This is a genomic window from Cephaloticoccus capnophilus, from assembly GCF_001580045.1.
Taxonomy (GTDB): domain Bacteria; phylum Verrucomicrobiota; class Verrucomicrobiia; order Opitutales; family Opitutaceae; genus Cephaloticoccus; species Cephaloticoccus capnophilus.
The window spans coordinates 37,981-63,777 of sequence record NZ_LSZP01000045.1 but is presented as its reverse complement, the minus strand read 5'-3'; the positions used below and the strand labels follow the sequence as shown (position 1 = coordinate 63,777).

The window sequence follows — 25,797 nt, the reverse complement described above, 5'->3', positions numbered from 1 at the left end:
CGCAGGAGCGGAGGGCGATACTGCGAACGAAACCGAGGCGGGGGCGGCGGGCGGGCAACCCTTTCGCTTAATCAAACCCGCCGAGATTAAGAAGACACTCGACGCGCACGTTATCGGGCAAGAGCACGCGAAGAAGGTGCTCTCCGTCGCCGTCTACAACCACTACAAGCGGCTCAACTTCGAGACGACCAAGCAGGGCAACGATGGCCAAGCCCTCTCTGCCGACCTAAACGAAGTCGAGGTCGAGAAAAGCAACCTGCTCTTCATCGGGCCCACCGGCTCGGGAAAGACGCTCCTCGCGCGCACTCTCGCCCGCGTGCTCGATGTGCCCTTTGCCATCGCCGATGCGACCAACCTCACCGAGGCGGGTTATGTGGGCGACGATGTGGAGAACGTCGTCCTGCGCCTCGTGCAAAACGCCAACTACGACGTCAAGCGCGCCGAGTGCGGCATCATCTATATCGATGAGATCGACAAGATCGGCCGTAAGACGGAGAACGTCTCAATCACCCGCGACGTTTCGGGCGAAGGCGTGCAACAGGGCCTACTGAAGATCCTCGAAGGCACCATCTGCAACGTGCCTCCGCAAGGAGGCCGCAAGCACCCGAATCAAGAATACCTGCACGTAAACACCGCGAACATCCTCTTCATTTGCGGCGGTGCCTTTGCAGGCTTGGGCGACATTATCCAACGCCGCCGCGGCCACCGTACACTCGGCTTTGCCGCTGCCGCGACCAGCCAAGAAGAACGCACCCTCACTCCCGAGCAGATGATGAAGGAAGTCGCGCCCGAAGACCTCGTGCGTTTCGGGATGATTCCTGAGTTTATCGGGCGGCTCCCGGTCATCTCCGTCCTCGACCAGCTCTCGGTGAAGGACTTGGAGCGTGTCTTGCTGCGCACGAAAAACGCGATGGTGAAGCAGTACAGCAAACTCTTCGCGATGGACGGCGTGAAGCTCACCTTTACGCCTGACGCAGTGAAGGCGATTGCCCAAAAAGCCATCGCGCTAAAAACCGGTGCGCGGGCCCTGCGCTCAATCATGGAGGGCCTCATGCTCGAGGTGATGTATGAGATCCCGCACGACGAAACCATTAGCGAAGTGGTCATTGACGCGGCCGTAGTTGCGGGCAAACGCCGCGCGACGCGCAAACGGACGAGCCCCGGATCTGCGGCTGCGGCAGGCGCAGAGCCTTCGGCGGAGTCGTCCTCCGATTTGGGCGAAACACCAGAGTCTCCCGAAGTCCAAGCCGCGGCCTGAGCGAGTCGCCCCGACCCTTTACGCTCACGCTGGCAAGATGTGGCAGACAACGGGCTCCGACTCCATTGAGGGGCTTACTCGTATTGGTTTTGAAGCCCTGCGCTGATGCGATTTAGTATTCGTTAAAAATTACGCAAAAGCCCCGGCGGGAGGCCGGGGCTTTTACTTTGGGAAAGGGAGCTGGGAAGTGACGGGAAACGCGCGAGGCGGGTCGACGGCGAGTGCGCGGTTTGTTACCAGTGGGCGTAGTCGGCTTTTTCGAGGGAGCGGGCGAAGGCGACGAGGAGGCGCACGGTGTGTTCGACGTCGTTCAAATCGACGACCTCGCTAGGGGTGTGCATGTAGCGGAGTGGGATGCTGACGAGGCCGGTGGCGACGCCGCCGCGGGCGATTTGGACGGCGCGGGCGTCGGTGCCGGTGGGACGCGGGTCGGCTTCGATTTGGTAGGGGATTTTCTCGGCTTGGGCGGCGGCGAGGAGTTTGGCGAAGACTTTGGGGTTTATGTTAGAGCCGCGGCAGAGGATGGGGCCGCCGCCGAGTTTGAATTCGCCAAATTTGCGGTTGTCGCAGTCGGGGTGGTCGGTGGCGTGGCCGACGTCGATTGCGACGGCGATGTGCGGGGCCACTGCGTAGCTGGCAGTGGTCGCGCCGCGCACGCCGACTTCTTCTTGCACGGTGCCGACGGAGACGACTTTGGCCGCGAGGGGGGTGCTTTTATCCGCTGCTAAACGTATCAGAGTTTCGCCTACGGCGTAGGCACCGACTTTGTTGTCGAAGGCGCGGGCGGTGGCGATTGTGCCGTTGATGAGTTCGAGATCGTGGTCGTAGGTGGCGACGTCGCCGATTTGCACGCGGTCGAGGGCTTCGGCTTTGGAGGCTACGCCGATGTCTATCCATAGCTCGTGGCGCTCGGGGACTTTTTTGCGATCCGCTTCATCCATGAGGTGGATGGCGCGTTTCCCGGTGACGCCGGTGATGATGCCTTGGGCGGTCTGGATACGGACGCGGCGACCGGAGATGACGCTGCGGTCGTGGCCGCCGATGGTGTCGAAGTAGAGGAAGCCTTTGTCGTTGATGTAGGTGATGATGAGGCCGAGCTCGTCGAGGTGGCCTGCGAGCATGAGGATGGGGTCACCGTTTGCGTTTAGGGTGGCGAGGCGGTTGCCGAGGGCGTCTTTGGCGTAGGCGTCGGCGGCGGGTTGCACGTAGGCATCGTAAACTGCTTGCGCTTCGGTTTCGTAGCCGGAGGGAGAGCGCGCGGCGAGGAGGTCGCGGAGGAAGGGCGGGACGGTGTAGGACGCAGTAGACATGTTTGGAGAAATAGGAGGCGGCTTAGACTTTGGTTTTCGCAGCGCTGATTTGGTCAGCGATTTCCTCCAGAGGGTAGGTGAGGATTTCGGCGAGGGTGGGGTGATACCAGGGCGCGCGAAGCATGTCGAAGACGGTGGCGCGCATGGCGAGCGGGGTGCTAAAGCAGTGGATGAGTTCGCCGGAGTCGCGCCCGACGATTTCGGCTCCGAGGAGGCGGCCAGTGCGAGGGGAAGCAAAGACTTTTGCGTAGCCGCGTGTCGCTTCTAGGAGGATGGCTTTGCCGTGGTCGTCGTAGGGATAGGAGGCGCAGAGGTAGGGCGTGTTTGATGTTTTAAGGTCGCGCTCGCTGAGGCCGATTTGGGCAAGTTGCGGGTCGGTGAAGACGACGCTCAAGAGCGGTCGCCGACCGTATTCTTTTGCGAGATGCTTGCGCCGGCTCGTCATCTCTCGGGCTGTCTTAGCTTCCAGTGCTGCGGCGATGTGGCGGACGGCGAGCTCGGCTTGTTGGATGGCTAGGTGGACGATTTCGTGGGGGCCGGTGCAGTCGCCTGCGGCGTAGATGTGTGGGGCGGTCGTTTGCTGCCAGCGGTTGGCGAGGATGTGGCCGCTGGGGGCGGTTTTGACTCCGGCTAGGTCGAGTGCGAGCGGCGCGGTGTGTGGCGTGCGGCCTAGGGCATTTAAGCAGTGCTGGGCAGTGACCACTTCTCTTTTGGGTGAAGCGTCGCGTCGCTTGGCCGAATTAGCGCTTTTTTTGTGCTCAAACTCGATGGTGTAGCTGGCCTTGCCTCGGGCGGTTTTACGGCTGACGCGGAGCAACTGGGTGTTGGTGAAGATCTCTACTCCGTCGGCTTCGAGCGATTGACGAATGACGTCGGCGGCTTGCGCCGAGTGGTCACGGAGGAGTTGGGCGCTGCGTTGGATGAGGGTGACGCGGGTGCCGAGGCGGGCGAGGAGCTGGGCGAGTTCGCAGGCGACGATGCCACCGCCGAGGACGACGAGGGTTTTAGGGATAAAGTCGAGGTCGAGGATGTCGTCGCTCGTCCAGCACTGGGCGTCGGCGAGGCCGGGGATGCTGGACGGGGTGGAAATGCGGGAGCCGGTGGCGATGAGGATGTGGCGTGCGCGCAGTGTCTCGCCGTTACTGAGGGCGAGGGTGTGGGGATCGAGGAAATGCGCGTAATGGGGGATGAGGGCGAAATCGCCGTTGTGGAGTTGGTTTTGGCGGTAGCTGGCGAAGTCGGCGATGATGCGACGTTTGCGCGCTTGGATGGCGGGCATGTCGGGCGTGGCGCGGGGGATGCGCAGGCCGAGCGGGGCGGCGTGTCGTACAGCGTGGAGCGTATCGGCGACGTGGAGGAGGGTTTTGGAGGGCATGCAGCCGCGCAGGATGCACAGGCCGCCGAGTTCGGCGGCACCGTCGATGACGGCGGTTTTTAGCCCGAGAGAGGTCGCGGTGCGTGCGGCGTTGTAGCCCGCAGAGCCGCCGCCGATGATTGCTAAATCGTAGTTGCGGTGTGCGGTGTGCGGCTTGGGGGTGCGCGTTGTTTTTTGTTTCACGGTGGCGCGGGTGAGTTCGCGAAGGTTTTGTGCGAGAGGAAACGAGGGCGGGTTTATTTAGCGACCTCGGCCAAAGAGCATGATGTGGATGGTCTTTAAGATGATGGCGGCATCGAGGCGGAAGGAGAAGTGGCGGATGTAGTAGAGGTCGTATTCGAGTTTGCGGAGGGTGTCTTGGAGGTTTGCGCCGTAGGGGTAGTTGACTTGAGCCCAGCCGGTAATTCCGGGTTTGAGGAGGTGGCGAAAGTGGTAGCAGGGGATGGCGGTTTCGTAGTGACGGACGAGTTCGTCCCACTCGGCGCGTGGGCCGATCATACTCATGTCGCCGAGGAGGACGTTGAGGAGTTGGGGGAGTTCGTCGAGACGGCTGGTGCGCAGGAAGCGTCCGATGCGGGTAATGCGGGGGTCGGAGGCTTGGGTGTATTTGTCACCAGATTGCTCGGCGGGGCGGCAGCGCATGGTGCGCAGTTTGTAGAGTTTGAAGGGGCGGCGGTTTTCACCGATTCGGGTTTGGGTGAAGAGGATGGGGCCGCGATCGTCGAGCCAGATGCCGAGCGCACAGAGGGCCATGAGGGGCAGCGAGAGGAGGAGGCCGAGGCTGGCGAGGAGGATGTCGCTGAGGCGTTTGATGTGCTCGAAGACGGGGACGCGTGCGATGGCGAAGCCGTCTTGAAAGGGCCAGTGGTGGTCGAGGCGGTAGAGGCCGACTTTGCGCCAATAGGCTTGGTGGAAGCGTTCGCGGGTGGTGATGGGTGTGCCGTCGAAGTAGGCTTGGGCGAGGCGTTGGGAGAGGGCGTCGGGGAGGCGGTGCTGGGTGTCGTCGCACAGGACGATGGCGTGGGCGGTGAGTTGGCCGGTTTCGATTTTACGGAGCAGGGCTTCGAGCGGCTCGGTGGGTGGGCTGGCGAAGTCTTCGCCTTGGCTATTTTGCGCGAGAGGTGTTGGGCGCGCGTCTTTGCTCGTTTCTTTTGGCGGCGGGGTGGTGCCGGTAGGCTGCGGTGAGGTGACTTCTGAGTTATCGTCGCTGCGGGCAAAAAGGAGTGGTTGGGAGACTCCGGCTTGATCGCACTCGGCTTGAAAGGCGTGAGTGCTGGCGTGGGTGCCGATGAAGATGATGGGGTGGGATTGGCGGAACGCACGGGCGCGTGCGTAGCCGATGCGTCGATACGAGAGGGAGAGGGGGGCGAGTGCCGCGAAGGCGAAGAAGATAACGCCGCGACTACTCGTGAGCCCGTAGGCAACGGGTTGAAAAACGTAGAGAGTGAGGAGCGTGCCGAGGAGGGCGGCCAGGAGAGCGATGAGGTGCTGGCTGGTGTAATCGACGCTGAGCATGTCGGTGCGCGTCGTGTAGCCGTCGATTAGATACAGGGCGGCGATTGAGAAGAGGGCGGGCCAGATGAGAGAGGTGACTAGGGGCGCGTCGAGTCCACGGAAGACAAGCGCGGCGTTGAAGCAGAGGAAGACCGCAAGGATATCGAGCGCGAGGAGGGCGAGCGTAGTTTTGCGAAGAGGTGTCATTGGGTAGGGGAGCGTCGCAGACTCTTTTACTCGGCGGCGCACGCGTTGCTGCGCCGTCGCAGCCGCAGGCTATTTTATTTAGCGGCAGTGCTTGTTGGCACCGAGTGGTTCGGAGTCGGGAAGAAGCCTGCGCCAAGCGTGGAGCGAGGTAGAGAAGGTGTGTATTTGGGAAAAGGTGCGCGTCGCGGTTTGCATGCGTTGGCGTTGATCGGGGGAGTCGGCGAGTGCTCGAATGGCTTTGGCTGCGGCAGAGGTTTCGTCGCGCGCGAAGCTGAGTCCGATACCGGTGTCGGTGACTTCCTTAAAGAGAGCACAACTGCGCGGGCCGATGAAGAGGAGCGGGCGTGCGACTGCGGTGATGCCGTAAAGCTTGCTGGGGAGCACGTAGTGTTCGCAGCCGGGCTTTAGGGTGACGAGGTGTAGGTCGCCAGCGGAGAGGCTCGCACTGAGCTGGGCGCGGGGAGCCGGCGGGAGGAAGTGGATGTTGGTGAGGGCGCGTGCGTGAGCAGCGTCGCGGAGTGGAGTTTGCTGCGCCCCACGCCCGACGAAAACGATGGCGATATGCGGGGCGGTGTCGCGGAGCGCGGCGGCGATTTCGAGGATGGGGGGGAGGTCGTGAACGCGGCCTAGGTTTCCCGAATAGAGGACGATGAATTTATCGGCGAGACTGGCGGGCCAAGTGGCTTTGAGCGCGGCGACTTCGGCGGGTGGGGCTTCGCTGAGTTCGGGTAGTGGCCAGTTGGGGATTGTGTGGATGCGGTCGGGAGCGACTCGGGCAGCGGATAGGACGGCGGCCATGTCGGGGCCTAGGGTGACGGTGGCGTGCGCTTTGCGCCACGACCAATCGCGCAGCGGACGAAGGACGCGTAGCCAGCGTTGGCCGCTGAGCTCGGCGGCGATTTCGGGGTAGATGTCTTGCACCCAGTGGATGATGCGCGCGCGGCGGAGACGAAGAAGGGGTGTGGCGAAGAGACCGAGTAGCGGCGGATCGGTGAGGAGGGCGACTGTGTCGCCGCGCTGGGTGTGGCGGGCGAGGTAGCGCAGCGTCGCGAGGAGAAAACAGGCGAGGTCGAATGCACGCGAAACGAGAGAGGGCGAATCACGGCGTGCGGAGCCGAGCCGGGTGATGCGCACGTTTTTGTGTGTTTCGCGGCGGGCGAGTCCTTGGCGGCGCGAGGTGAGGATGAGCACCTCAGGGGAAGTTGGGCGCCCCTTGGCGTCGCGTTTTAGAGTTGAGCTTTGCTCGTTTTGCCGAGGTGGGCTTTCCGATTCCGTTTTGTTGGCTAGCGCTTGGGCGAGGTCGGTGAGGAGCTGGCTAGTGGCGGGCTCCTCCGGCCAGTAAAAGCGATTGACGAAAATGAGGCGCGACATCGGAGAGCGCGGGTGGGAGGGGCGTTGCGAGGGAGCTAGCCCTTGCGTTGTTCGGCGCGGGCCTCGCAGAGGGCGTCGAGGATGAAGCGTTCGTAGTGCATGAGGAGCCCGCAGTAGCGAAGACCTGGGGGGCCATCGAGGAAGCCGCCTCGTAGGAAATATTGATAGAAAAAGCGGAGCTGGGGGCGCAGTGGCAGGTGAAAGGCGAGGCGTTTGAGCGCGCGGCGGCGGGTGATTTTTTTTCGTGAAAAGAGGTCGGCGAAACGGAAGGGCGGCGTGTCTGGGCTCAGGTAGGCGGCGACTTCGGCGGCGGCGTAGCGGCGGTGTTTGGCAAGCCAGTCGACTTCGCCCGAGGCCGATAGGTCGTGGAGGTAGTTGGCGTGAATCGTGCCGAGGCGGAGTCCACTCGCTTCGCGCTGGCCGTGGCCGACCTCAATGAAGCGAAAGCGTTGTACGTGGACGAGGCGGGCTTGGTAGCTGGGGTAGTCGGTGCAGTGGGGAATCCAGCGGTTTTGGAAAAACATCTTTGGCGCAACGTAGTAGCCGTCGAGTGGGAGTGGGCTTTGGGCATCGCGGGCAGCGATTGCGCAGCATTCGGCCCAGAGCTCGGGCGTCATGGTTTCATCGGCGTCGAGATGGATGAGCCAAGGGTGGCGAAAGGGAATGTGCTCGTGGGCGTAGTTGCGCTGTTGGGCGAAGTTTTGGAAGGGGTTTGCGAAGATGCGTGCGCCATGTGCGCGGGCGATCTCGATCGTGCGATCAGTGGAGCCTGAGTCGAGGAGGACGATGTCGTCGCATTCGCGGAGGCTGGCGAGACAGGTCGGGAGTTTCTTCTCTTCGTTTAGGGTGAGAATGATGGCGGAAATCATGCGGAGGCACGAGTCGGCAGCTAGCGACTCGCTAGCGTGTGTGATGAGGGGCGCGCAGCGAAGCCGTGTGTTCCGTATAAGTGAGGTGCGCGTAGCGGATCGCCGCAAAAAGGAAGACCCAGAAAGTGAGCCGCACTGCCGTGTTGCCGAAGGGGAACTCGAGCCAAGCGTAAAGGAGTATCAGTGCACAGCCGCCAAAGAGATAGGCGGAAATAGGGTTGGCGCGGATTGTTTTGCGAAAAGCAAGGAGTGGAGCCAACCCGCAGAGGGCGATGAGAGAGGAGCCCACCACGCCAAATTCGGCGAGAGTCTGGAGCCAGTCGTTATGCGCGTCGTGATAAAGGAAGGGGATGCCGAGGGTCGCTCCGTAGGTCTGGGTGTTGTAGATAGGAAAGGTGTGTGGGAAGGAGGCCATACCCCAGCCAAAGAGGAGTCGGTCGCGGGCCATGTGATAAGTGTCGCGGTAAAGTGTGAGTCGGTGGTCGATAAGGACTTTCTTTCCGCCGCTGAACTGGCCTTGGGTTTGGCGAAGGCGATCAGCGATTTGCGGCTTGGCGAGATCGTAGCCGATGAAGAGCAAGATCGCAAAGGTAACAGTCGCGAGCACAGCGGGAAGCGGTCGGCGCGCGGGTGGGCCGTCGTGGCGTTTCCAGAAAACGACAAGCGCGTGGATGGTGCCGACGAGTAACGCCAAAAGCACGAGGACGGTACCTGATCGGGAGTCGCTGAGCGGCGTCGTAATCGCAGCGGCGGCGACTACGGCGAGCACATACATCGCAGGGGTGCGGGTGAGGTCACGTAAGAGATGGCGTCGCAGGTAGTGGGCGAAGAGGCCGAGCGAGAGGGCGAGCGTCAGTACACAGAAGGCTCCCCAGTGGTTGTGATAAATAAATGAGGAGAAGAAGCGCTCCTGGGGAGAGCGGACCAGTCCGAAGAATAGGCCCTTGGCTCCACTGAGTTTTTGGAAAGTCCCAAAAACTGCGAGGAGCAGCGCATTACTCAGCGCGATAAAGAAAAACCGTCGCAGGGTGCGGCGACTTTTGGGGGCGAGAAGGAGATTAAACGCGGAGAGATAAGCTCCATTAAAAAGCCAGAGCGTGATTCCCACGGCGGGTGGGTAGGCAGCACTGGGAATCCAAGTCGCGACGCGATTGCTGATATAGAGCGTCTCTCCTTCGAATAGGAAGGTTCGGAAGCCCGGGAAGAGGAGTGAGACGGCCACGATCGTGTTGAGCGCGAGCAGCGGACACAGGCAGAGGAGGAGGCTTCGTATGCTGGGAGATGGGGCGCGAACTGTGTGTGTGCTCTCGTAGTGCTGACTCAAAATTTGGGTCTTTTGGCGGAGGTCGGCGATCTCGCGAAGATTGAGGACAAACAGCGGGAGTGAGAGCGAAGCCCATGCTGCAAGGTAAGGCTTTACCCAACCCGCATTGCCCCCGAAGAGCCAAGTTGTGGCGATGAGAAGAACGACCACATGCAGCACTGTAAGCTGCTCAAGCCGGGGCGACTTGTCGGCTACAAAACTTGGGGGCTGACGCCTTGCTGCGACTGCGGTCATGGGAGTGATTTTAGGGCGGCTAAGAGGCCTGCAGTGGCGTTGTCGTAGTTAAATGAGGCGGCGTGAGCTTGGGCGGCCCGGCCTTTTTCTGCGAGTTCAGCACGAGAGAGAGAGAGGACGTTTCGGAGCGTTTCAGTGAGTGCCTCTTTGGCTCCCGAGTGAAAGACCCAACCTGTCTTTCCATGCTGAATGAGGTCTGGATGGCAGCCGACTCGGTCACTCACGATTGCAGGACGCCCGAGGTGCATCGCTTCATTCACAGCGAGCCCCCAAGTCTCGCTCTCCGAGGGAAGGATGAGACAATCCCCTAAAAGGTAGCGAGCGGGCATCGCCGACTGGTTGGCAAAGGGAAGGAAGTGCACGCGTTGCCGAATGAGTTTTTCCGCTGTAGATAGTGTTTCGCGGAGCTTGGGCAGCAATGCGCCATCTCCAGAAAAAACCAGATGGGCACTGGGAAACTCTAAGGCAATAGGCAGAAAGGCCGATAGGAGCAGATCCGGACGTTTCTGCGGGATGAATTTTCCGGCAAAGAGCAGGACTGTTGCGTCAGCGGGAATGGAGAGTGAACTGCGGAGTTCTGAGGCGTTCTCGAGATGATCTGGAGTTGGCGTGAAGTGCTCTACATTGACGCAATGAGGCGCGGGGAACAGCTTCTTCTGCGGGACGCTACAGTGCCGAAAGTAGGCTGCGTTTGCTTGGCCAACAGGCAGAAAGGCCGCGCAGCGTGAATAGATGAAACGCAAGATAAGTCGCTTTAGTCCTTTGATAGGGTGTGGACGTAAAAGGGTGGAGTCCCCCCGAAAGATGAGTGGGGCGGGACGTCTCAGAATGAGATTAAGCAAAGACCAGTGAGGGTAGGTGAAGATTAGGAGCGCATCTGGAGAGTAGTCACAGATGGCTTTATGAAGGCCGGGGTTGCGCAGGCCCCAAAAATGATGCGTTCCGGGGTGCTTGGCAGCATTGGGGATAAACTCGTAGTCGTAGCCAGAAAGTAGATTGACATCCCAAGAAAAGGATTTCCCGAACTCGCGATCCTGTGTTTTTCTCTGGCCCTGGTCGTCCAGGTAAAAGACTCGAAGGTGTAGAGATGGCTCTCCGGCAATTTTTCGAAACCAAGGCGAGTAATACTGAATAGGATGACTTACGACAATCGCTAATCGAAGCTTGTCCGATTTATAAGACCCAAGTTTAGAAGTCATAAGCCTGCATATGTTATGGCATAAGGCTCCTCATTTTTTACTTAGACGATAAAGGAGAGGAGGTTATAGTTTTATAAAGCAAGGGAGCACCTATGCATATCACAGACATCTGAAAAAGAGTAGAGACCCAGACTGCGGCATTTTGACCGGACTGAGCTGTTGAGGAAAGCAGTAAGATTGAAAAAATGCCGACCACGGAAAACTGAGGTGAGTTTTGAGAAAGCAAGGAGATGTTTTTATATACTGCTCCCAAAAGCAAACCCAAGATGCCAACTCCAATAAACCCAAAGTTAACATAAGCCTCGATAGGTAGACCCAATGCAATATTTACTGTGATATTATCAGGATTGACAAGTCCGAGATGAATCATTAATTCATCGTTAGCAGCTAATGCGGAAGTCTTATTAGGTAAAAGAATGCGAGGGATAAGTAAGGTGGCTATACCGGTATAAGAACTCCCCATGAGATAACCTTTTTCTCTTGGGATACGATCCACAGCTAGACAGACCATTGGGAAAAGTGAAGCTCTCTCAAGGGAAGAGGTCTGGTCGATATTTGAGTATTTACTTGCGCGCTCCATTTTTAACCCATCATTAATCCATTCCGAAAAAAATGAGGGAACCTCATGGACTTTTAGCCTGTAGGATTGCGTAGCCCTCCCCGTCCCGGAAGAAGACCAGTATTTCCCTCTCATCTCCGCTTTTCCCAAATGGAGAATTGAGATTATAAAAACAAAAACTGAAAGGACTGTCCAAGGGATTTGTTTTCTTGCGCTACTATAGGATAGTATAGCCAAAAAAACTGTGGCAAACCCCATTATCAGGTAGAGTCCGAGGAATGACATGAGCGTATTGAGCGCAATGTTTATGATAAAGAGAAGCTTTCTTGATGGATTTAATAGTTTTAGTCCCCAAAGGTGAGAGGTGATGAAAATACTCAAGGTGCTTAGTCCTAGAAATAATGCTCCTAGAATGCGTTCAAGGCCTGAAGGGATTATTGAGTAAAATGTTGTAGTGAATAGGTATATGTTCGAGATAAATAGTCCTACATGGCCGAGATAGTAGAATTTACTTGGGATTAAGGAGGTGAGGAGGATTTTCTTAACTCTTGCAGGCCGACGAAAAATGGAAAATCCTAAAATTGATATGAATGTGTAAATGGCAATCAGCAAGGCTCCCTTTGAGATTGTGGCATCAGGGTAGAAACGAAGCTCAAGTGGATGAGATAGTAAGGGCAGCGCATATTGCGGTATTGCCATCAACGTCGATACTTCAAAAATAGGAAGCCATTTTTCCGAACGCTTTGCCCACATGAGGGAAGGGTAGCTGGCAAGTGACATTATTGTAATACCCCAAAGTGTTTTTCCATCAAACTCCCAATTGCCTTCGTTAAGAAACCAAATAGATACTAGGGCTAATGCAAACAATCCCCCGATATACAGACCTTTTGCGGCTTTTTTAGTTAAAAGTTGCTGGTGATACTCGAAAGGATTTCCTGTAGCTGATACTGCCATTGTTATTTTCTAGTTAAAAAATTTATAAGTCAGACATTGCCGGAGCTTGTAATTTAATTACATCATTTAATATTTCTTCCTAAAGAGTTGCTTGGGATTTCGACGAATCGATAAAATAGCTCTCCTATGGCGAAACTGCATACTAAGACTAGTATTAATAGGCTAGGAAGAGGCCAATCCATGATTCCGACTTTCATGAGGAAATAGGGTAAGGTTAAGTTGACTGCGCCATGAAGTAAGTAAGTGGAATAGGTATTCCTTCCGAGCAGGGCTAGGAAAGCGGGTTTGATTGGTTTTAATATTGCCCAGAAAAGAAAAATGAAAATCCCTAGGATAGTGGAACTGCCCTCGTGAAGCTGCCAAAGGCTCCATTCCGACACTCCAAAATAGATTGCATGGAGTGGAAGCATTGTCAGAATTCCACTTGCTAATCCAATTTTCACTGCCCGTGAATATTTCTTTCTAGGGTTTTCTGATAGGCTGTCTTCCTGCAGAACTGCACGACAGCACCCTCCCCAAAACATTAATAACATAGAGAAGGGGAGGCACTGGGAGAAATCAAAAAATGGAGCGAATCGTCCCCCTACAGTGGCGACCCAAACCGTATAAGGAATCGCTATGATAATAAGTATTGATATGAAAAACCTATATGTAAAACGTCCAAATAATAGGAAAAGAAGTGAGACTAGAAAGTAAAATACTAGTTCTATGTGCAAGGTCCAGAAATATGAACTGTGGCCGAATACATTTCGGTCTTGTACTGGTAGCATCGAAACTCTCCAGAGCAAATCTGTAATTGCGTATTTCTTTGGGTCTAGGAGTATGATGATGAGCGCAGCTGTCCAAAAAGGCGGGTAGAGTCTGAAAAAACGTCTTTTGATAAAAGTCTTTAAGCTGCCCAGTCGCGGGCCTTTTAGGGAGCTTGGGATAACAAAGCCACTGATCGAAAAAAATATCAAAACCCCGAGCCATCCCGGAGATAAGATTAAAATTATACGTTCTAGCGGGCTGCCTTGTGTTGCGGACTGAGGGAGATAGCTCAGCCCGTGCTGAATAATGACGAGTGCACACGCAATGAATCGAAGGCTATCGATTTCGATGAAGCGGGGGCTTAGGGTTTCCCTTGTTCTCACAAAGATTAGAAATTTTGAGTTAGCTCACTTGAGCGATTTTTCAAATACCTGGCACAAGTCACGTGTCATTTTTTGAGCACTGTGGGAATCTAATTTTGAGTCTTGGGTTAAACTTAAGGAGGGAGATCGAAACCCTTCATTGTCGAACCATTCATCATGGATTTTTTGAATGGTCGCTTGTGTGTTCTCCTCGGTATCCTTTGCAGAGAAATCATAGCTGGTAGCATGCCCAAATTCTCTGCTAAGTTTTAACATTAGGCTTTTTTGATATGCTATCGTGACGATTGGCTTTTGAGCAAAAAGGTAAGGGAAAATTTTGGATGCGCTGTAGCTTGGATCGTCGGATCCGATGAGTATCAGCGCCTCGGCATGGCACAGGTAACTGAGCGCATCAAAATAGGGGACGCGGTAGCAGTGCTCGGTGACGTGATCGGCGACCTCCTCGGCCTGCGCTATGGGCATAACGTGTTTCCGACCAAGAGGAGGTGGTGCATAGTCGGTACCGATGAAGTGAAAGCGCATGTGCGCAGCTTCACTAGGGGAGTTTCTCTTATAGAGCGCAAATGCACGGAAAAGCATACGTAGGGCTTGGGCCATGTCCGTATCCACTCGACCGGTGTAAACGAAGTGCACGTTGCCATCCCCGAAAGGAACTAGGGAGGGCATGGGGTGATGCGATCGTGCGACCTCTATGTCTTTAGCTGATGCTCCGAAAGGGAGGTGGTGGATTTTCTCGGGGGAAAGAGTAGGATAGCATCTGCAAAGCTCGGGGCCGTAGGACGACGATACGGAGACAATTTGTGCTGCTTGGAGTACTGCTTTGGGCTCGTGCCGTTTCGCTTGCCATTGGCTAAATGCATATTTGAGCGGCCCGCCTGGAGGAGCGGCACCGGTGAGGTCGTAGTAGTCGTTTATCCACGGGTCATGGTAATCGAGTACGTAGGGAATGCCGAATTTGCGCAGCCAGTGTGGGCCTAGGGAGAAGCTATTGAAGACCGTAGTGCTGAAAAATACGAGGTCAAAGGCCTCAGTGCTCAGAAGAGCATCACCCGCTTTGCGGAGTGCTCGTCCGCAGCGTAGCCACAACGAACCAATTCCGAAGGGGCGTGTTAATTTGGGCGAGATTCCGCGAACTCGGATTATGCGTATGTCCTTGGGGTAGGTTTTCTCCAAGAGCGGCTCGATAACGGCTCCTTCAATTGACTCGGGGGCGACGGCGAGGACGGTTGGCTCCCAGCCATGATCGCGAAGCCAAGGTAGGCAAAGTCGCACTCGATGCATGTCAGCGGTATTTACCGGTGCGAAGTGCGGACTAACTATGAGGATCTTGCGCATGATTTTGGCCGAAGGGAGGCGGCTGCTTGCTCAGTCTCGAAGGGCTCCTGCGACTAGCTCGAGGAGTCGGGGGGCTTCTTGCTCCCAGCAGTAGTGCGTCTTGGCGAGCTGGTAGGCCGCCTGTTGGCGTGCTAGGAACTCATCGGGGCTGCCAAGAAGGGTATCGAGTGCCGCAGCCGTTGTTTTGGGATCGTCAAGGTTATCGAGCAGAATGCCTGCAAGTGGCTCTTTTGAAAGGACTTCACATTGTCCTTTGGTGGCGGTGGCGATCACTGCGAGTCCTGAGCCGAGGTACTGAAGAATCTTATTAGTTATCGTTAAATCCCTGCTGAGAGGGGTGCTTTCTTCCAGCGCCAAGCCAATATCGTGTTGTGAGATGACGTTAGGGAGTTCCTCGGGAGAAACGAGTGGGCGAAAGCTGACACGATTGCGCAAAGGCTCGGGCAAGAGTGATAGGAGGTGTCGGCGATAATCATCACAGACCTGGCCGAGAAGTGTGAGGCGTGAGAGTTGCGTCGTGCGAGCATAGGCGGCAAGGAATGCTTCTAGGCCTCGGCCAGGGCCGATTGTTTGCGAAAACCAAAAAAATGAGGGCGCGGCTCCACGATTTTGTTCGCGGTGATGAGGTAGGGCGGGAAGTGGGAAAGAGTTGGTAATGACTTCCGGCCGCTGTCCTCCGTAGCGAGAAAAGAGCCCCTCCGCTAGTGCTTCCGAGGTCGTCGTAACATAGCAGGCCTGGTGTAGAAGGGCTTTTTCGTTGCGGCGGAGCAGAACAGTGGGGCGGGCCGCTCGGTCGGACGGGAGTAAGTCTTCGCTGTGCCAGTCCTCAATATCGGCAGCCACACGGCGGCCTTCTGCTAAAAGTTTAAGACCCACCCAGTGTGCGGCTTCATTGTGGACAATAGTGAGGTCGGCGGGGATCCGGCGTGCTGCGGCGAGAACTGCCGCCGAGGGCCCGAGTGCTTCGGCACTTTGCAGTCCGAAGCGGGAGACGAGTTCGCGTGCGAGTCGTTGTCGGCCCCGTCGCAAGGTGGCCTTAAAGCGTGAGGTAAAAGACTCATGCTCGCCTAGCATATCCACCCAAGTGTGCAGAAAAGGGGCTTTGGCTGTGAGTGATAGGTCGGTATCCGCAGCGTCCCTTCGATTGCGAATGCCGAGTACCGTGACGCGGTAGCCTGCTTCGCCGAGGGTGGTGGCCTCTTTGAGTACCCGTGGGTTTCGGCTAAGATGGCCTGTGGTCACGATCAGAATTTTGGAGGGGGCTGCGTCCACAGGGTCGAGGCTAGGAGAAGCGATTGCGAAGAAACTGAAGGCGGCGGGCGTTGGGCCAGCCGACTAGGCGAGCGGCGTAACTGACCCAGTTAGGGACTCCTATTGGGGTATCATTTTCAGCACCCAGTTCGCGAGCCGCTTGGCGAGCGCGGCGTGCGAGGTCCGCCGCTTCTGGGTAAAGTTCACCTGCAAGCCTGCGCCAGCCGAGCGCGGCGGCCGTGCAGCTGCGAGGAGAGTCGTTTGCGGCAAGCAGGTGGCTGATTGTGAGTTGCTCGGAGCGATACAATGAGTCGAGGGCTCGCGGGCTTCGTCGTCGGCTCAGGCTGCTGGAAATGGCCGATCGGTAGTGGACGCGGGCCTCGGGCACATGAAGCAGGTGTTCCGCTTGGAGAGCGACGCGGGCGAAGTACTCTCCGTCGTCGTTGAGGGAGAGTGATTCCTCCCAAGGGGCGACGCGCTCGCAGAGTGTGCGCGGGACGAGCCATGCTCCGGGCTGAATCATTGAGTGCGTTTCGAGTTTAAGCTGCAAAAACTCGACGCCTGAGCGTGCGTGATAAACGGCCTCGTGCTCGGCCCATACGGTTTGTGTCGGATCTGTGGTGAAGCGCCCCCAGGTCCCCATTGCTAGCGTGAGCAGGGGATGTTTTTTTAAGGCTGCAAGTTGTAGGCCGATTTTTCCAGGTGCGAGTAAGTCGTCCGCGTCGAGAAACTGGATAAAATCACCTTGGGCTAATCGCAGCGCATGGTTGCGAGCGGCACTGGCTCCGGCATTTTTTTGAGATTTGATGCGGATACGAGCCGCCGAGGCATTCGCGGCAAAGGCTTTTGCTCGCTCTAGAGTATCATCTCGGGAGCCATCATCGACGACGATGATTTCGCAGTTTGGATGAGTCTGACTCAGTGCAGAATGAAGCGTCTCTACAATCCATTGTGCTGCGTTATAGGCAGGGATAAGGATACTTACGAGCGCAGGTGGCACGGTGGAGCTGCGGTTAGGCAAAATTTATTGTGCAGTAAAGCGTCGCCAGTTGTGTTGGTAATACCAACGGCGTGACTCGGCGACGTAGTGATGCATGACTGCTTTGCAGTGGAGGGCCTCGGGAGCTTTTGGCAGGATGACGTAATCGCTCGGCGCGGGAACTATGCATTCGCGGCCTGCCAAGAGCATCGCGAGGAGTGCTTGCTCTTGATAATACGAAGGGCCTTTGCGTGCGAGCAGCTCGCGGCACCAATACTCCATTTTATCCCAATCGAAATCTTCGCTGCGCAAGCCAAGTAGCCCTGCATTAACGCGTTCCGGGACTTTGGGAAAACCCGAAAGCTCAGCGAGCATGCCGAGTGGGTAGCCGTAAGAGGTGATTATATCTTCTGCTCGAAGCGGATATTCCGGGTTGTCGTGCCAATCGAGCAGGCAGTCGGGACTCCGGAAAAAAAGCAGATCGGAGTCCATTTGGAGCCGGTAGCCGCGTTGTCCGACATGCAAGTCGAGGAGCTTTTTGAGGTGGGGATAGGCAAGTCGTCGTCCGCGCAGCGAAGGGTAGCGGCTTTCAGGTAAAAACTCGTCGAGCCTAGCGAGAGACTCAGCAGCAGTGACAATGCGCAGTGCTGGGAAGAGTCGTGCTAGTGGCTCGATGTACGGCTCGCTTAGGCTGCCATCATCGAAAAGCACGGGGCGCAGCGTGCGATTTGAGGCGGCCGCGAAAGACCAGAGGCAAAACGCAGTCTGATACCAATACTTGCGACCTGTTAGAAAATGCAACTCGACCGGCTTTCCGTGTCCAGAGGGGGGAGCTGGGAGCCTGTAAGCAGCAGCCTCCATCTCCTGCCGTCCTTTCTCGGTGAGTCGGCGTTGCTGTGGTCCACCGTCTTTTATGAGATCGCGCGTGTAGCCGTAGGGCCGATGCCACAGTTGGAAGAGGAGCTTGCCGGGGAGGCTCATGACGTCACAGGAAGAGGCGGAGCAGATGGGCTAGCGTACGCGTGCGGTAAAGTGGCCGACTGCCCCGCGCCAGTGGATTTTATTGGCGGGTCCTCGCCATGCGCGGTAGCGAAACCATGCTCGGGCAACCCGCAGCGGTAATGTCCAACGTGCAATGGGGGGCCAAGGGCAGGCATCGTGCCGCCGTAAGGCTTGGGTAAACCCAGCACTACAGCCGTAACTCAGCCTCTCTAGGTACTTAGGGGTCAGGCGAAATGGAGGAATGATGTTAGTGAGGTAAATTTCGGGCAAGTAGGCGACTTCCCAGCCCGATTTCAATATCGCCAAGATTGCGTCATTATCTCCCCCTGAAGACAGAGAGTCGCCGCAACGGTCACTCATTATGGGCTGAGTGTTGAGGTGTGCTAACCACGCCTCCCAAGCGGCACGACGCAGTACGAGACCAGCGGTGATTGGAGCAAATGGGGGATATTCGTTTCGTGTCGCTCCCGGTGGGCGAATTCCATTTGAAATCAGCATCGTATCACCATGGTCCCAAGAGGCGAAAAGGCCGTGAAGCGTATCCATCCAAACCGGAGGTTCTTTGAGGAACTCTAACTTAACTCGCCCTCCCAAGGCTCCCACTTGAGGGTACTCCTGTAACCTGATTAGTGCTTTTTCTAAATAGTCTTTGCCAAGAATATTGTCATCATCGACCAAAACCGCTAGGTCTGCGCTTGCCTCTTCTAAACCTCGCTTTCTTGCGTAAGTCGCTCCCTGCTGAGCTTCGACTAGAATTCGAATGTTTCCCCCTTCATATTTTGCGAAAAAGTCCTGAGCGGGCCACTGTGTAGAGGCGTTGTTGACTATAATGAGTTCCCATTTTTCTGAGCTTATGGTTTGCTCATACAAAGCATCCAAAACACGCTGTAAGATGCCTTCATCTGGGTTATAGCTCGGGATAATAATACTAACTAATGGATTCATAATAGTGTCCAGTGTCCTCCAATGTCTATTGATCCGGCGAGTTCGGTAGAAAATTGAGGTGGTCGAATACGATGCCCAGGGAAATGGAATTCTCTAGCAGAAGGCCAGTGATCATCCTCTCCTCGACCATTTTGGCCGAGCCAAGCATTGATCTGATATCGCCCAGAAGCGAGTGGAGGCGCTTTTAAAAGTAAACGAAAGGTTCCTCCTTGTGACGGCTTTAGGTCATTAATTGGATCTGAGCTCGTGTCTGTTCCTAAAACTGGATGTCCGAGCTCGTTCAGTATCGTAATGCCAGTATATGGCTTCTGGATAACATAGGGGGACTCGAAGGCTATCGATATAGCGATATCGCCATGCTCTAGCAACTCGGGGTCCACGGCTATATCAGTTATTCTAGGCCCCTTCGGTGCGCCTTGTACGTGTGGAGGGACAACTGTCTTCGAGCTGAAAACCTTGAGCACTTCGGAAGTATCGCTATCGGCGACGATTTTCCCGCGATCAAGGAGAATGGCGCGCGGGCACAGTTGGCGCACGTAGCCGAGGTTGTGGCTGACGAAGAGCACGGTGCGTCCTTGGCCGCGCGAGACGTCCTGCATTTTGCCCAAGCATTTTTCCTGAAATTGCATGTCTCCGACCGCGAGCACTTCGTCGACGATGAGGATTTCGGGCTCCAAGTGCGCGGCGACGGCGAAGGCAAGCCGCACATACATGCCGCTGCTGTAGCGTTTCACGGGCGTATCGAGGAACTTCTCGACCTCGGCAAAGGCGACGATTTCGTCGAACTTTTTCCGAATCTCGGCACGCGTCATTCCGAGGATAGAGCCGTTGAGGTAAATGTTTTCTCGACCCGATAGTTCGGGGTGAAACCCCGTCCCGACCTCTAGTAAGGAGGCCACACGCCCGCGCAGCGTAATTTGGCCACGGGTGGGTTCAGTGATTCGCGACAAGCACTTGAGCAGAGTGGATTTACCCGCGCCGTTTCGCCCGATGATACCGATCACTTCGCCCGGTTGGACGGCAAAGTTGATATCGCTCAGGGCCCAGAACTCTTCCTTTTCAAAACGGTCTCTCCCCCGCAGTCGCCGCCAGAGCTGGCGTGCCCCTTGGTGAAGCGTGTCGCGCAGGGTCCCTTGGTGTTGGGCTTCGTGCTGGATGATGTAACGTTTGCCCAAGTCAGAAACTTCGAGAATCGGCGCAGTCATGGAGGAGGAGAGTGAGGCTTTTGCCAGTGCGGGGAGGCGGCCTTAGATGATGTCGGCAAATTGCCGTTCGACTCGGCGGAAATACCAGAGTCCCGAGAGGAGCAGTGCGGCGGTGACGATGAGTGAAATCCCCAGCCCAGGCAGGTAGAGCTGGGTGTGCCCGCCGAGCAGACACCAGCGCACCCCATCGACGAGTCCGGCGAGTGGGTTGAGCGCGAGGAGGCTTTGCCAGCCGGGCAAGATGTCGGTGCGAAATCCCACCGGCGTCACAAACACGCCGACCTGCATCAGAAACGGTGTGATAAACCGAAAGTCGCGAAATCGGACCGTCAGTGCGGCGATCCATAGCCCTGCGCCCAGCGAGATAAGTAGCCCGAGCAGGATAAACAGTGGCAGGCATGCGAGTTGCCAGCCGATCCCCGGCCCCAAGAGCAGAATAACAGGCAGGGCGAGGGCGAGCGTGATTGCGAAATCTACGAGCGCGACGCCGAGCGCGGCCATCGGGATGACCAGCCGTGGGAAATACACTTTGCTAATTAAGTTCGTGTTCGAGACGAGGCTCTGGCCGGCACCGGAGAACGCCGTCGCGAAAAACTGCCACGCGAGCGTCCCGCAGATTACGATCAAGGGGTAGGGGACGCCGCCATCGGGCATTCCTGCGAGCTTCCCAAATACGAAAGTCAGCAGCGTGACTTGGATAACCGGCTGGATAATGGCCCACGCAACACCGAGTGCGGCCTGCTTGTAGCGCACCATGATGTCGCGCCATGCGAGGAAGCCGAGCAGCTCGCGGTAACGCCATAGGTCGAGGTAGTAGTGCCGCTCGCTCCGTCCTGCCTCAATGACGAGTTCGTGCGAGGTGGCGGAGGCCGCGTTACTTGAAAGGGTGGGTGTTTGTGAATGGGTGCTCACCGAAAAAAATAAACTGAAACTTGCGTGTGCCTCTTTAGCGCGGGAGCGCCTCAGCTAAGCGCTCGTGAAAACGCTCAAAGGAAAACTCTTGTGCGCGGTCTCGCAGCGCGACCGCTTCAGGCGGGTGGCGCTGCAGCTCGACGATCGCGGCAGTCAACTCCGCCACGTTTCCATAACCGACGCAGAGCCCGCCTGTCTCACCAATTACTTCGAGGGCGGCGCCCGCTTTTGCGCCGATACAGGGCTTCCCCTGAGTCAAGGCTTCTAGGTAAACGAGGCCGAATCCTTCCGACCGGCTTGGCAGTGCAAACACGCTGCACTCGGCATATTCTGCACGTAGTGCCTCATCACCTACACGACTGAGGAAGTGCACGGCGTGGGCCACTCCGCACTCGGCCGCGAGCGCCCGCAAACGCGGGAGGTCATCTCCAGTGCCTACGATTCGCAGCCGCGCTTCGGTGTATTCGCCTAAAACCGCTGGCATCGCTTCAATCAAGGTATCGAAGCCTTTATACGAATCGCTGCGCGTGAGCCGCCCCACGCTTAGGATCGTGGGCCTGCGCTGCGCGGCGGGCGGGTTGTGCCCCGCGCCGCTGTCCTTGCCCGCTAACTGCGGGTCGAGCGCGTTAGGCACGACCTTTAGCCGACTCGGCGTAAGCCGCTTATCAAAACGCAGCATTTGGCCACGCGTAAACTCGCTAACGCAGAAGATGCGGTCTGCCCCGCGCAGCGCCCAGCGCTCAAGTAATCCGTAGGGGCGCCAAACCTCGATTCCGTGAGCGACGACGCAGTAGCGTAACTTGCGGTTAAGCAGTCGCGCGACTCGTGCCACGATCAATTGGTTGATATGCCCGCAAACGATTAAATCGCTGCCGCGCGCCCGGCGCAGCACAGCCAGCGCAAAGCGCAGTTTGTTGTGCGCGAAGCCCCGATGCTGCCTCAGAGATTTTCCCGAGTAAGCCGTTAACAGGCCTGGGCCCGTTCCGCCGCGCCCGTCGCTCAAGCACAACGACTCCACAGTGCCTGCCTCCTGCTCACAAATCTCCCCGAGTGCCTTGAGGTAGAGCCGCATCAGTCGCTCAATTCCGCCCTCGCGCCCAAACATCGCAGGAGACAGCAGTAGCACCTTCATTGAAGCCCTCCCGCTACTCGTCTTTGGCAAAACGCGATCAACATCGCCAGCGACCACAGCCGCGACCACGCGCGCGAATCGTTGCCGTTAATAAAGTGTTCCCACATGGCCCGCGCGACCGAAGCGGTTAACCACGGACACTCGCCCAGCGTTTTTAGCGAAAAGCACTCCTCCAAAAACGGCCTCAGCGGCCCGCGCATCCAAAGCGGAAAAGGTAGGCTGAAACCCTGTTTTTTGCGCTCAAGGATGGCGCGCGGCAGCAGGTCGCGCGTTGCCTCCGCCAGCCCCCACTTTGTGACGCGCGGGTCGTATTTGAGCGCGGTAGGCTGCGCCCACAGCCACTCGACGAGCCCGCTATCAATCAAAGGAACGCGCAGCTCCAGCGAGTGCGCCATGCTAAAGCTGTCACTATCGCGCAGCAGGATGTCGCTCATGTAGCTGCGCAGCTCCCACGCGCTGATGATTTGAAAGTCGTCTGCGCTGCCCAATTCCAAGGGGAGGCTGTCGATTAACGGATGCAGTGGCCCGAGCCGTTCTGCGTGCCTCCGCGCTTCGGGCGCGAGGAGTGCGAGCCGCTGCGTTTCCGCAAAGGAACGCCGCCGCATCGCCGCCAACTCGTGAATGTCGCGCCCTGTGCCCAGCCAATCGCCTAAAAGCCGCGAGCGCATGTCCGCTCGGCCTCGCAGTCGCGCGACGATGAGTTGCCGCAATCGCACTGGCAGCATTCGCCAGCGCGGCAGCCAACGCGCGAGCTTCGGCACGTCTTTAAACGACGGATATCCGCCAAAAAGCTCGTCGCCGCCCAAGCCCGAAACCGCCACGGTGACGCCGCCCTCTTTGGCCGCGAGGCTCGCGTAATACGTGTTCACTCCGTCGCCTCCCGGCTGGTCAAAGCAGCCTAAAATCCTCGGCAAGTCGGCTGCCACTCTCGCGCCAGTGAGCCGCAGTTCGTGATGCTCGGTGCCGAGGGCTTCCGCCGTCACCTTCGCCGAGTTTTCTTCGGAGTAGCCCGCCTCATCGAAGACGATGGAAAAGGTTTTTAACTGCTGTGCTCCCGTGTGCCGCAGGAGTGCGACACAAGCCGAAGAATCCAAGCCGCCCGATAAAAATGCCCCGAGCGGCACATCGCTTCGCGCATAGAGGCGCGCCACCTCTTCGAGCCGCGAGCGCAAGTGGCGGCGAAACGTTTCATGCGCTGCCGTATCCACGAGATCCTTCCCACTGCCGCGCTGCGCGTCACGCGGATCAAGCTCGGGGAATTGCCACCACGGCTCAGTCCGCACACGCCCCAGCCGGTCGCAAGAGAGCCTATGGCCCGGCAACAGTGCGGCGCATCCGTTATAAATCGTGCGTGGTGCAGGGACGGTTGACCACGCGAGGTACTCGCCGAGCGCCGCCGGATCGAGCTCGCGCGAGACCTGCCCACTGGCGACTAGCGCGCGCAACTCCGAGGCAAAGAGCAGCCCGCCGCCCGGGCGGCGTGTGTAGTAGAGCGGTTTGATGCCCAACGCATCTCGCGCGGCAAACAGCACCTGGGCGCGCGTATCCCACACCGCAAAGGCGAACATCCCGCGCAGTCGCGGCAAACACGCCGCGCCCCATTGCACGTAGGCGGCCAGCAGAACCTCCGTATCGCACTCGCTGCGAAATACATGTCCGAGGCGGGCCAACTCGCTGCGCAGCTCGGGGTGATTCACAATCGCGCCATTGAGGACGAGCCAGTAGCGGCCATCGGCACTCGCCATCGGCTGTTTGCCGTGGGCGGGGTCGAAGATCGCGAGCCGTCGCATTCCGAGCGCCGCGCCTTGCCCTACGAACTGGCCTTCATCATCGGGCCCGCGGTGCTGCATCGCCGCGCACATCTGCGCAACCGCCCGCTCCAGTTCCTCCTCGCCTGCCTTTGCGCTAATAAATCCCGCTATCCCGCACATTGGTTTAATTATCCCGCCTTGCGCCGCCTGATTTTTCCGAGCTTCGCCCCGTCACTTCCCAGTTGGAGAGTGTTTTGGCTGAAAACGAGTTCGGGTATGCCGCGCATTGCGTAGCTTTACCGTCTTGACGGAAAAGAGCCGCGGAGCCTTCAGGACTTTCCCTAAGTTAGGCAACTTCATTTGGTTGGCGTACAATGTCCGAAGTGGATTTCGCGTGCGACTCGCTCCGCGCATGTGCGGCCCGCCAACTGCTCCACGAGCACTAAGCCAAACTCCAGCGCCGTCCCCGCGCCGCGCGAAGTCACGATCGGGCTACCCGCTGCGCCTGTGTCGCTTGCTCCACCTTCGTCTACGACTACTGCCTCGTTTGCCAAAATCTCCGGCAACTCGTCTACGACTGAGCCGTGCGCGGTGTAGCGTCTCCCCTGTAAAATCCCCGCATCAAGAAGCACGAGCGGCGCCGCGCAGATTGCCGCGAGCACGCGTCCGCTTGCGTGGTGCTGCCGCAGCGTGTCGAGCACGAGCGCGCTCGCTCGCAACGTTTTTACGCCCGGCCCGCCGGGCAGGAAAACGCAGTCGTAGGGCGTTTTCCCCGCAGCGAGCGCCTCCGCCAGTAGGCACTCTGCTTGCAAAACCATTCCACAGCGACCGGTCACGGCGAGCGATTCGGCTCCGCGTTCTCTAGTCTCGCGCGCCGTCACTGCGGCGATCGTGACCTCTACTCCCGCGCGGCGGAGTAGGTCGATTGGCGCGACCGCTTCAATTTCTTCAAATCCATCCGTGAGGATTGCGAGCACCTTAGCCATAGCCTCCACTCGCAATCACAATGCCCCGCGACACGCAGCCTCTTTTTGTGCAAAAACACCTCCTCATTCTCGGTTGCGGCTACCTCGGCCAGTACGTCGCTCGCGAAGCCCTTTGGCGCGGCATGCGCGTCACCGCCCTCACGCGAAACGAGACCCACGCCGTCGCGCTCCGCGCGCAAGGGCTCGGCGTCATCGTGGCTGACCTCGCCTCGGAGGATTGGCACGCGCTCGCGCCGCGCGAAGTCGATTACGTCCTCAACTGCGTTTCTTCGGGAGCTGCCTCCGCCGCCGCGCGAGCGGCGCTCTCCCCAGCCTCTGCCAGCGAAGACAAACTCGCTGCGCGCCGTCGCAGCTACGTCGATGGGATGCGCTCGCTTACTCGCTGGCTCCGAGACGCCGAGCGCGTCGGCACCATCGTTTACACGAGCAGCACCAGTGTTTACCCGCAGGGCGGGGGAGCCGTCGTCGATGAAGATTCGCCGACTGTGCCGCCCGACACCAACACCCGCGCGGGCATCCTCACTGCCGCCGAGCAACGCTTACAGCGCGATTGCCCGCCCGCGCCCAAGCGCTGGTTCATCTTGCGGCTCGCCGGACTCTATGGCCCGGGCCGCAGCCATTTGCTGGACCAAGTTTTGAAAAACGCGCCTTCACTCGGCCCCGTTTCACAGCGGCTCAATCTCGTCCATGTCGAAGACGCAGCAGCGGCGATTTGGGCGGCTTTTGCTGCGCCCGCTACATTCGCAAACCGGGTTTACAACGTGGCCGACGACGCTCCCGCGCCTAAATGCGAAGTCCTCACCTGGCTCGCCGAGCAAGTCGGCCCCATTTCCCCTGATTCCGCTAAAACTGCCACCGTTTCCGCGGCTCAACGTTCCTCTCGTCAAGTTTTGGACCGCATCATTTCCAATGTCCGCCTCAAACGCGAAATCGGCTGGCAGCCCCGCTACCCCGATTATCGCGCGGGCTACGCCAAAATGTTGTCGCACTAAGTCTCCCTGCTTCGCTCAGA

The 25,797-nt window shown here is 57.8% G+C and carries 21 protein-coding genes; 2 read left to right on the top strand and 19 right to left on the bottom strand.

Going from position 1 to position 25,797, the window contains the following annotated elements:
- Positions 1-1,258, top strand: a 1,258-nt coding sequence (gene clpX / locus AXK12_RS05835; protein WP_082782692.1) for an ATP-dependent Clp protease ATP-binding subunit ClpX, incomplete at its 5' end; no start/stop codon positions are given.
- 233 nt (positions 1,259-1,491) lie between these two features.
- Here the strand turns inward: clpX and AXK12_RS05830 are convergent.
- The 19 genes from AXK12_RS05830 to AXK12_RS05755 all read right to left on the bottom strand — a co-directional run bounded on the left by AXK12_RS05830 (position 1,492) and on the right by AXK12_RS05755 (position 24,785).
- Positions 1,492-2,568 carry a M42 family metallopeptidase gene (locus tag AXK12_RS05830; protein WP_068712416.1) on the bottom strand — a complete coding sequence of 359 codons (1,077 nt, stop codon included), beginning with the start codon at positions 2,566-2,568 and terminating at the stop codon, positions 1,492-1,494.
- Between the two features lie 22 nt (positions 2,569-2,590).
- Complete coding sequence (locus tag AXK12_RS05825; RefSeq protein ID WP_068712414.1) at positions 2,591-4,126, bottom strand: dihydrolipoyl dehydrogenase family protein; 1,536 nt, start codon at positions 4,124-4,126, stop codon at positions 2,591-2,593.
- Between the two features lie 57 nt (positions 4,127-4,183).
- Positions 4,184-5,644, bottom strand: coding sequence for a sugar transferase (locus AXK12_RS05820; protein WP_068712412.1), 1,461 nt, complete (start codon positions 5,642-5,644; stop codon positions 4,184-4,186).
- Positions 5,645-5,722: 78 nt separating this feature from the next.
- Positions 5,723-7,015 carry a glycosyltransferase family 4 protein gene (locus AXK12_RS05815; RefSeq protein WP_068712410.1) on the bottom strand — a complete coding sequence of 431 codons (1,293 nt, stop codon included), beginning with the start codon at positions 7,013-7,015 and terminating at the stop codon, positions 5,723-5,725.
- A gap of 35 nt (positions 7,016-7,050) precedes the next feature.
- Positions 7,051-7,884 carry a glycosyltransferase family 2 protein gene (locus tag AXK12_RS05810; protein ID WP_068712408.1) on the bottom strand — a complete coding sequence of 278 codons (834 nt, stop codon included), beginning with the start codon at positions 7,882-7,884 and terminating at the stop codon, positions 7,051-7,053.
- Between the two features lie 31 nt (positions 7,885-7,915).
- Positions 7,916-9,442, bottom strand: a complete 1,527-nt coding sequence (locus AXK12_RS05805) for an O-antigen ligase family protein (protein ID WP_068712406.1) — start codon at positions 9,440-9,442, stop codon at positions 7,916-7,918.
- Positions 9,439-10,641, bottom strand: coding sequence for a glycosyltransferase family 4 protein (locus AXK12_RS05800; RefSeq protein WP_068712404.1), 1,203 nt, complete (start codon positions 10,639-10,641; stop codon positions 9,439-9,441). Before AXK12_RS05800 ends, AXK12_RS05805 begins: the two co-directional genes overlap by 4 nt.
- Before the next feature lie 37 nt (positions 10,642-10,678).
- Positions 10,679-12,154, bottom strand: a complete 1,476-nt coding sequence (locus tag AXK12_RS09065; RefSeq protein ID WP_156468895.1) for a hypothetical protein — start codon at positions 12,152-12,154, stop codon at positions 10,679-10,681.
- A 62-nt stretch (positions 12,155-12,216) separates the two neighbouring features.
- Complete coding sequence (locus tag AXK12_RS09595) at positions 12,217-13,287, bottom strand: acyltransferase family protein (RefSeq protein WP_197457010.1); 1,071 nt, start codon at positions 13,285-13,287, stop codon at positions 12,217-12,219.
- Between the two features lie 24 nt (positions 13,288-13,311).
- Positions 13,312-14,622, bottom strand: coding sequence for a glycosyltransferase (locus tag AXK12_RS05795; RefSeq protein ID WP_082782690.1), 1,311 nt, complete (start codon positions 14,620-14,622; stop codon positions 13,312-13,314).
- A gap of 30 nt (positions 14,623-14,652) precedes the next feature.
- The gene (locus AXK12_RS05790) at positions 14,653-15,864 is read right to left on the bottom strand and encodes a glycosyltransferase (protein ID WP_156468894.1); all 1,212 of its coding nucleotides are present in this window, start codon (positions 15,862-15,864) and stop codon (positions 14,653-14,655) included.
- A 40-nt stretch (positions 15,865-15,904) separates the two neighbouring features.
- Entirely contained in the window at positions 15,905-16,873 is a 969-nt protein-coding gene (locus AXK12_RS05785; RefSeq protein WP_068712427.1) for a glycosyltransferase family 2 protein, read from the bottom strand.
- A 24-nt stretch (positions 16,874-16,897) separates the two neighbouring features.
- Positions 16,898-17,833: a hypothetical protein gene (locus AXK12_RS05780; RefSeq protein WP_068712400.1), complete on the bottom strand. Its 936-nt coding sequence runs from the start codon at positions 17,831-17,833 to the stop codon at positions 16,898-16,900.
- Positions 17,834-17,863: 30 nt separating this feature from the next.
- Complete coding sequence (locus tag AXK12_RS08550; RefSeq protein ID WP_082782688.1) at positions 17,864-18,799, bottom strand: glycosyltransferase; 936 nt, start codon at positions 18,797-18,799, stop codon at positions 17,864-17,866.
- Positions 18,796-20,004, bottom strand: coding sequence for an ABC transporter ATP-binding protein (locus AXK12_RS08545; protein WP_082782687.1), 1,209 nt, complete (start codon positions 20,002-20,004; stop codon positions 18,796-18,798). The genes AXK12_RS08550 and AXK12_RS08545 overlap by 4 nt, the downstream gene beginning before the upstream one ends.
- 42 nt (positions 20,005-20,046) lie before the next feature.
- Complete coding sequence (locus AXK12_RS05770; RefSeq protein WP_068712398.1) at positions 20,047-20,916, bottom strand: ABC transporter permease; 870 nt, start codon at positions 20,914-20,916, stop codon at positions 20,047-20,049.
- A gap of 34 nt (positions 20,917-20,950) precedes the next feature.
- On the bottom strand, positions 20,951-22,048 hold the full coding sequence (locus AXK12_RS05765; protein WP_068712396.1) for a glycosyltransferase family 4 protein: 1,098 nt from the start codon (positions 22,046-22,048) through the stop codon (positions 20,951-20,953).
- Positions 22,045-23,979, bottom strand: a complete 1,935-nt coding sequence (gene asnB / locus AXK12_RS05760) for an asparagine synthase (glutamine-hydrolyzing) (RefSeq protein ID WP_068712394.1) — start codon at positions 23,977-23,979, stop codon at positions 22,045-22,047. Before asnB ends, AXK12_RS05765 begins: the two co-directional genes overlap by 4 nt.
- Before the next feature lie 176 nt (positions 23,980-24,155).
- A complete protein-coding gene (locus tag AXK12_RS05755; protein WP_068712425.1) occupies positions 24,156-24,785 on the bottom strand; it encodes a DJ-1 family glyoxalase III in 630 nt (209 codons plus the stop codon).
- A 20-nt stretch (positions 24,786-24,805) separates the two neighbouring features.
- On the opposite strand from AXK12_RS05755, the gene AXK12_RS05750 reads away from it, so the two are divergent.
- Entirely contained in the window at positions 24,806-25,777 is a 972-nt protein-coding gene (locus AXK12_RS05750) for an NAD-dependent epimerase/dehydratase family protein (RefSeq protein WP_068712392.1), read from the top strand.
- Positions 25,778-25,797: the final 20 nt, after the last annotated feature.

Bases quoted from the DNA above. Each gene is read 5' to 3' on its own strand.
- AXK12_RS05805 (WP_068712406.1), bottom strand. From the start codon at position 9,442: ATGACCGCAGTCGCAGCAAGGCGTCAGCCCCCAAGTTTTGTAGCCGAC.
- AXK12_RS08550 (WP_082782688.1), bottom strand. From the start codon at position 18,799: ATGAATCCATTAGTTAGTATTATTATCCCGAGCTATAACCCAGATGAA.
- AXK12_RS05820 (WP_068712412.1), bottom strand. From the start codon at position 5,644: ATGACACCTCTTCGCAAAACTACGCTCGCCCTCCTCGCGCTCGATATC.
- AXK12_RS08545 (WP_082782687.1), bottom strand. From the start codon at position 20,004: ATGACTGCGCCGATTCTCGAAGTTTCTGACTTGGGCAAACGTTACATC.
- AXK12_RS05795 (WP_082782690.1), bottom strand. From the start codon at position 14,622: ATGCGCAAGATCCTCATAGTTAGTCCGCACTTCGCACCGGTAAATACC.
- AXK12_RS05755 (WP_068712425.1), bottom strand. From the start codon at position 24,785: ATGGCTAAGGTGCTCGCAATCCTCACGGATGGATTTGAAGAAATTGAA.
- asnB (WP_068712394.1), bottom strand. From the start codon at position 23,979: ATGTGCGGGATAGCGGGATTTATTAGCGCAAAGGCAGGCGAGGAGGAA.
- AXK12_RS05765 (WP_068712396.1), bottom strand. From the start codon at position 22,048: ATGAAGGTGCTACTGCTGTCTCCTGCGATGTTTGGGCGCGAGGGCGGA.
- AXK12_RS05750 (WP_068712392.1), top strand. From the start codon at position 24,806: ATGCCCCGCGACACGCAGCCTCTTTTTGTGCAAAAACACCTCCTCATT.
- AXK12_RS05810 (WP_068712408.1), bottom strand. From the start codon at position 7,884: ATGATTTCCGCCATCATTCTCACCCTAAACGAAGAGAAGAAACTCCCG.
- AXK12_RS05780 (WP_068712400.1), bottom strand. From the start codon at position 17,833: ATGAGCCTCCCCGGCAAGCTCCTCTTCCAACTGTGGCATCGGCCCTAC.
- AXK12_RS09065 (WP_156468895.1), bottom strand. From the start codon at position 12,154: ATGGCAGTATCAGCTACAGGAAATCCTTTCGAGTATCACCAGCAACTT.
- AXK12_RS05815 (WP_068712410.1), bottom strand. From the start codon at position 7,015: ATGTCGCGCCTCATTTTCGTCAATCGCTTTTACTGGCCGGAGGAGCCC.
- AXK12_RS05800 (WP_068712404.1), bottom strand. From the start codon at position 10,641: ATGACTTCTAAACTTGGGTCTTATAAATCGGACAAGCTTCGATTAGCG.
- AXK12_RS05830 (WP_068712416.1), bottom strand. From the start codon at position 2,568: ATGTCTACTGCGTCCTACACCGTCCCGCCCTTCCTCCGCGACCTCCTC.